Genomic DNA, 6,769 nt, shown 5'->3' on the forward strand with positions numbered 1-6,769 from the left:
TTCCGCCAACAGGGGTATTTCGTTTTTAATATCTCCATAGAAAGACATTCGTGTTTTCAAAGCAAAACTCATTTTGATATGGAAGAGAAAGGGGATTTGCACAAAGTTTTGTACTTTTGCCTCGTTATATACAAAACAATAATAGAATGAACCTATTAGAACTTAGTGAACAGGAGATAATCAGACGCGGTAGCTTGGAGCAACTCCGCCAGTTAGGCATAGATCCCTACCCCGCTGCAGAGTACAAAACCAATGCATACTCAACTGAGATAAAGGCCTCGTTTAAAGACGAAGATGAGCCTCGCTCTGTTTGCATCGCCGGGCGTATCATGACGCGACGCATCATGGGTAAAGCCTCTTTTTTAGAGCTTCAGGATGCAGAAGGAAGAATCCAGGTGTATATCACCCGCGATGATATTTGTCCGGGAGAAGACAAAGAACTCTATAATACTGTATTTAAGAAGTTAACGGATATAGGTGATTTTATCGGTATCAAAGGATTTGTATTCCGTACCCAGATGGGTGAAATCTCTGTTCATGCGCAGGAATTAACGGTATTAGCTAAATCAATCAAGCCACTACCTGTCGTAAAAGTTAAAGACGGTGTAACTTATGATGGGTTTAGTGATGAAGAAATGCGTTATCGCCAACGCTATGTTGATTTGGTTGTAAATGAAGGCGTAAAAGACATCTTCATTAAACGTACAAAAATATTTAACTCCATGCGTGAATTCTTCAACAGCCGGGGTTATCTGGAGGTAGATACTCCTGTGCTACAGAGCATTCCGGGTGGAGCGGCAGCCCGTCCGTTCATCACACATCATAATGCGTTAGATATTCCTTTATATCTGCGTATCGCGAATGAGTTGTACCTGAAACGCCTTATTGTAGGTGGATTTGAGGGAGTATACGAATTCAGTCGTAATTTCCGTAATGAAGGTATGGATAGAACGCACAATCCGGAGTTTACTGCCATGGAAATCTATGTTGCCTACAAGGATTACAACTGGATGATGGAGTTCACGGAACAGATGATAGAAAAAATCTGCCTGGATGTTCTCGGCACGACTAAAGTAATGATCGGCGGTAAAGAAATTGATTTTAAAGCGCCGTACAAACGCGTTACGATGATCGATGCGATTAAAGAACATACGGGGGTCGATATTGCCGGCATGAGTGAAAACCAGCTTCGCGATGTATGCAAACAATTAGGAGTTGAACAAGACGAAACAATGGGTAAGGGTAAACTCATCGATGAAATCTTCGGAGAAAAATGTGAAGGTAATTATATACAGCCGACTTTCATTACGGATTATCCGATTGAAATGTCACCGTTAACGAAGAAGCACCGTAATAATCCTGAACTGACCGAACGTTTTGAATTGATGGTGAACGGCAAAGAATTGGCTAACGCCTATTCGGAATTGAATGATCCGATCGATCAACGCGAGCGTTTTGAAGACCAGTTAAAACTGAGTGAAAAGGGGGATGACGAAGCGATGTTTATAGACAACGATTTCTTGCGTGCTTTGGAATACGGTATGCCTCCTACAAGTGGTATGGGCATTGGTATGGATCGTTTGGTAATGTTCCTGACGGGTCAGGAAAGCATCCAGGAAGTGTTATTCTTCCCACAGATGCGCCCGGAAAAGACGGTCAAAAAAGATTCTGCAGAAAAATACGTAGCAATAGGGATTGATGCAGAATGGGTTCCGGCACTCCAGAAAGCAGGGTATATCACGGTTGAATTATTCAAGGATGTGAACCCGAATAAACTAAGACAGGAAGTTTGCGAATTGAATAAAAAACATAAGTTGGGATTACAGAATCCGGCGATTGAGATTGTGGAAGCATGGATTGCTAACGCAGCAAAATAAAAGTAACGAGATGAATTTTCCCGGTAAAATTGCGATTATGGGAGGTGGTAGCTGGGCTACCGCCTTGGCTAAAATCGTGTTAGAAAATCAGGATTCCATTAATTGGTACATGCGAAGGACTGAGCAGATTGAAGATTTCAAGCGTATGAAACATAATCCTTCTTATCTGTCCAGTATTTATTTTGACATAAATAAGATTCGTTTTTTTTCAGATATAAATGAGATAATACGTGAATCCGACACATTAATTTTTGCAACTCCATCTCCTTTTTTGAAACAACATTTAGAAAAGGTATCTATTTCGCTAAAAGACAAGTTTATCGTATCAGCAATAAAGGGTATTGTTCCTGACGAAAATATGTTAATTGCTGATTATTTTACGCAATATTACGAAGTGCCGGAAAATAGCATTGCCATTATCGGAGGGCCTTGTCACGCGGAAGAAATATCTTTTGAACGTTTGTCTTATTTGACTCTTGCTTGTCGGGATATTGAAAAAGCGAGGATATTATCCGAGATATTCAAAAATTCGTACCTCAAAAGTTCCTGTTGTGAGGATGTGGAGGGGATAGAGTATGCCTCTGTTCTGAAAAATGTCTATTCGATAGTAGCCGGAATTTGCCACGGCATGAAATACGGAGACAATTTTCAGGCTGTTTTCATATGCAATGCAATAGAAGAAATGCGTAATTTTGTACATGCGGTACATGGACTTGCAAGAGATATTACCGATTCAGCCTATTTAGGAGATCTATTGGTTACCGCTTATTCCAGATTCAGCAGGAATCGTACTTTCGGAACAATGATCGGCAAAGGTTATTCTGTCAGAACAGCTCAACTTGAAATGGAAATGATTGCTGAAGGATATTACGGCACAAAATGTATTCATGAGATCAATGAAAAGTATCAGGTAAATATGCCGATTTTAGATGCTTTATACCAAATTCTCTATGAACGTAAATCTCCTGTTGCGGTAATCAAACAATTGAGCGATACCTTTAAATAAATCAGACATTAAAAAAATATGAAGAACATTAGTTTAAACATTGAAAAAGCTCTTGGTAAAATAACCAAAGAGCAAGTATATGCGCAGGAAGCTAAGGCTAACGCTGCAAATGTAAAGTTACATCAGGGTACTGGTGAGGGAAATGATTTCCTTGGCTGGTTGAATCTTCCTTCTTCAATTACGGAAGCTGAATTGGCTGATATAGAGAATACTGCTGCAAAATTACGTTCTAAATGTGAAGTAATTGTAGCTATTGGTATCGGTGGTAGCTATTTGGGAACTAAGGCCGTTGTTGAAGCACTTAATAGCAGTTTTGATTGGCTGCAAAATGAGCGTAAGAATCCGGTATTGGTATATGCCGGACATAATATAGGTGAAGATTATTTGTATGAACTGACTGAACTTTTGAAGGGTAAAGAGTTCGGACTAATCAATATTTCCAAATCGGGAACAACTACGGAACCGGCTTTGGCTTTTCGTATTCTGAAGAAACAATTGGAGGATGCTGTAGGTAAGGCTGAAGCGAAAGAACGCATTGTGGCCATTACGGACGAAAAGAAAGGGGCTCTTCGCACATTAGCGAATCAGGAAGGATATAAGACATTCATTATTCCGGATAATGTGGGCGGACGTTTCTCTGTTCTTACTCCGGTTGGGTTGCTTCCTATCGCTGTAGCGGGAATCAGCATCCGCGAATTAGTCAAGGGTGCAGTGGCTATGGAAAAGACAACAGCAGATACTGTTCCTTTTGCCGAAAACATGGCTACTATCTACGCTGCTGTTCGCAACGAATTATATAAAAGCGGGAAGAAAATAGAAATCTTAGCCAACTTCCATCCGAAATTGCATTATATAGCAGAATGGTGGAAACAACTTTACGGAGAAAGTGAAGGTAAGGACAACAAGGGTATTTTCCCGGCGTCAGTAGATTTGACGACTGATCTTCATTCTATGGGACAATGGATTCAGGAAGGTGAACGTACTATTTTTGAAACGGTAATCTCTGTTGAGAATGCAGACAGAACGGTTCTTGTTCCTTCTGACGAAGCAGATTTGGACGGTCTGAACTTCCTTGCCGGCAAACGGGTAGATGAAGTAAACAAAATGGCCGAACTGGGAACTCAATTGGCTCACGTGGACGGTGGCGTACCTAATATTAAGATTACATTACCTCAGGTAAATGCTTATTATATAGGACAATTATTCTATTTCTTTGAAAAGGCTTGCGGTATCAGTGGTTATATGTTGGACGTAAATCCATTCAACCAACCGGGAGTAGAGGCTTACAAGAAAAATATGTTTGCGTTATTGAACAAACCCGGATACGAAAAAGAAAGTGCAGCGATTAAATCTCGTTTGTAATTTCTAAATAATACAGATATTATCATAGAGACGACAGTTCTGTTGTCTCTATGATTGTATATAGGAGAATGGTTATTTCTGATTTTGCTTTGTTGACAGCGCCTCGTACATCATATTATAAGTTGGAACTTCAAGATTCAATCTTTTTGCTTCTCGAACAACATATCCTGTGAGATTTTCCAACTCAGTATTCTTTCCTTGTTTAAAATCATGGTGCATGGATGTTATTGATCCGGGAGGCATCATTTTTTGTGTTTCCAGCGTCGTATCAATAATATCATCCTCCAATTGGATTCCTTTAGCAGATGCTAAGTTTTTAAGTTCTACGCAAAGAGATTTAAACGCTTCATAATTCGTTTTTATCACCTCGTCTATCGGTCTGTCGTAATAAGAAGTAATCGTTGCTGCAGTGGATATCATAAAGAATTTCTTCCAGATCCGCTTTGTTATGTCTGTAGGATTAAAAGCATTTATGCCTGCATCGACTAATAATTGAAGCAATTCTTCCTGTCGTTCTTGTCCGACCTTTTCGCTACCGAAAAACAAATGTTCCTTAGCGGAATACTTACTGACTACACCTGGCCCTACAAGGCGTGCGCCAATATAAACACAGCCCTGCCAGATTTCAGAAGAGGGTAATATTGCTTCTATCTGTTCCGTTATATCTGCCCCATTCAGGAAAGGTACCACAACCGTATTCTCTCCGATAACAGGAGTCAGACAACGAAGATTTTCTTCCAGATCATAACTTTTCGTACAGCAGAGTAGAAAATCGACTGTTCCTATTTCTTCCGGTCGGTCGGTTATTATATCAGGGTAAGCAACAAGTGTCTCTCCGGGCGTCTTGATTTGTAAACTATCTTCCTTAATAACACGCATGTTCTCCCCACGAGAAATAAAACACACTTCTACATCAGAAGAATTCCGGTATTTATGCGCTAACAGGCCACCATAATAGCCACCTACTGCGCCTATTCCTGAGATTGCAATTCTTATCATAACTATTTTACAACAAATTCAAGTCCTTTAAGAAATTAGGGATACTCCGCTCGAAATCAACACCAAAACGAATATCTGTTTTTGCTTCAAATGTACGTTTAATGCTTTCAGTTGTATAGCGAACAGCTATTCCTGCTGAATCAGACAGACTGAAACCGTTTAACAAACCACTCAGCAACGCACTTCCAAAAACATCTCCTGTTCCATGATAATATCCCGGGATACGCGGTGCTAAGATATAATCAACGACTCCGGTTGTCCTATCATAGGTCGCAGCACCCAGCTCTTTTTCATCAAAGAAGACTCCGGTAAGAACTATTTTATTCACGTTAAGTTGTTCTGAAAGTTTTTTAAGCAAACCTTCTACAAAAGCCTTCGAATAGGGACCTTCTTTATATGTTTCGCCTAAAAGGAATGCTGCCTCCGTTATATTGGGAACTAAAATATCCGCCTTCCGACAAAGATTTGCCATACCAGCAGCGAAATCCGGAGTGAATATTTTATACATTTCACCGTTATCTGCCATGACCGGATCAACGAGTATAAGATTATCGTCTGTCTTGAATTTATCGAAAAACTCACCCACCAAATCTAACTGTTCAAAAGATCCCAGGAAACCACTGTAAATTGCATCAAAATGCAGACCTAAAGAATACCAATGTTCTGTAAAAGGACGAATATCATCCGTTAAATCACGATAGGTAAACCCACTGATTCCTCCGGTATGAGTTGACAACACAGCCGTAGGTAAAGCAGCTGCTTCAATACCAGCAGCTGAGAGTATAGGGAGGGCTACCGTTAATGAGCATTTACCGAAACCGGAAATGTCATGTATCGCAGCAACCCGTTTTTGTCTTGTTATTTTCTTCATTTTATTTTTTTATTGATACACAAAAGTAATAATCCCATACTATATATAACAAAAGAGGCGGACTAAAGTATTGTCCGCCTCTCATTTTATTATTTCAGAAAGTGTATTATAATAATAATCCCGCAGCGACTTCTTCTGCAACGGCCTCTCCTTTAAGATGAGCAACAATAGCCAAGGCAAAGTCGAATACCAGACCTGGTCCTTTTCCTGTTATAACGTTACCATCTGCCACAACGGCTTCGTCAGTAATTGTTGCACCTATTAATTTAGGTTCGAAACTTGGATAACATGTAGCCTTTCTGTTTTTCAGCAAACCTAATCCTCCGAAAACAAGAGGCGCAGCACATATAGCAGCTATTGCTTTTTCTTTTCTATACTGTTCTAATAATAACTCTTTAAGCGGTTCAAACGCATTAAGATTGTTACTTCCGGGCATCCCTCCCGGCAAAATCAATACATCTGCTTCCGAAAAATCCGCTTCTGTAAATAAAACATCGGCAACCACGTCAACACCGTGAGCACCGCTCACTTGTTTGGCTCCTGTTATAGAAACCGTAACGGCTTCAATACCTCCGCGACGCAACACGTCCACTGTTCCTATGGCTTCTGTCTCTTCAAAGCCTGTTGCGAGAAATACGAATGCTTTTTTCATAC

The 6,769-nt window shown here is 40.2% G+C and carries 6 protein-coding genes; 3 read left to right on the plus strand and 3 right to left on the minus strand.

What is annotated here, in order from left to right:
- Positions 1–146: 146 nt before the first annotated feature.
- The 3 genes from lysS to PHT93_RS14845 are packed head-to-tail and all read left to right on the plus strand — an operon-like array spanning position 147 to position 4,245.
- Positions 147–1,877 carry a lysine--tRNA ligase gene (gene lysS / locus PHT93_RS14835; RefSeq protein WP_300244491.1) on the plus strand — a complete coding sequence of 577 codons (1,731 nt, stop codon included), beginning with the start codon at positions 147–149 and terminating at the stop codon, positions 1,875–1,877.
- Positions 1,878–1,887: 10 nt separating this feature from the next.
- The gene (locus PHT93_RS14840) at positions 1,888–2,883 is read left to right on the plus strand and encodes an NAD(P)H-dependent glycerol-3-phosphate dehydrogenase (RefSeq protein WP_300244494.1); all 996 of its coding nucleotides are present in this window, start codon (positions 1,888–1,890) and stop codon (positions 2,881–2,883) included.
- Positions 2,884–2,901: 18 nt separating this feature from the next.
- Positions 2,902–4,245 (plus strand): glucose-6-phosphate isomerase, encoded by a 1,344-nt coding sequence (locus tag PHT93_RS14845; RefSeq protein WP_300244498.1) that lies wholly within the window; start codon positions 2,902–2,904, stop codon positions 4,243–4,245.
- Positions 4,246–4,317: 72 nt separating this feature from the next.
- On the opposite strand, the gene PHT93_RS14850 is transcribed toward PHT93_RS14845, so the two are convergent.
- The 3 genes from PHT93_RS14850 to PHT93_RS14860 all read right to left on the minus strand — a co-directional run bounded on the left by PHT93_RS14850 (position 4,318) and on the right by PHT93_RS14860 (position 6,767).
- Positions 4,318–5,250, minus strand: a complete 933-nt coding sequence (locus tag PHT93_RS14850) for a 2-dehydropantoate 2-reductase (RefSeq protein ID WP_300244505.1) — start codon at positions 5,248–5,250, stop codon at positions 4,318–4,320.
- A 1-nt stretch (position 5,251) separates the two neighbouring features.
- Positions 5,252–6,115, minus strand: coding sequence for a pyridoxamine kinase (locus PHT93_RS14855; RefSeq protein ID WP_300244501.1), 864 nt, complete (start codon positions 6,113–6,115; stop codon positions 5,252–5,254).
- 106 nt (positions 6,116–6,221) lie between these two features.
- A complete protein-coding gene (locus PHT93_RS14860; protein ID WP_300244503.1) occupies positions 6,222–6,767 on the minus strand; it encodes a DJ-1 family glyoxalase III in 546 nt (181 codons plus the stop codon).
- Between the last annotated feature and the right edge of the window lie 2 nt (positions 6,768–6,769).

Source organism: Massilibacteroides sp. (assembly GCF_028705895.1).
Classification (GTDB): domain Bacteria; phylum Bacteroidota; class Bacteroidia; order Bacteroidales; family Tannerellaceae; genus Massilibacteroides.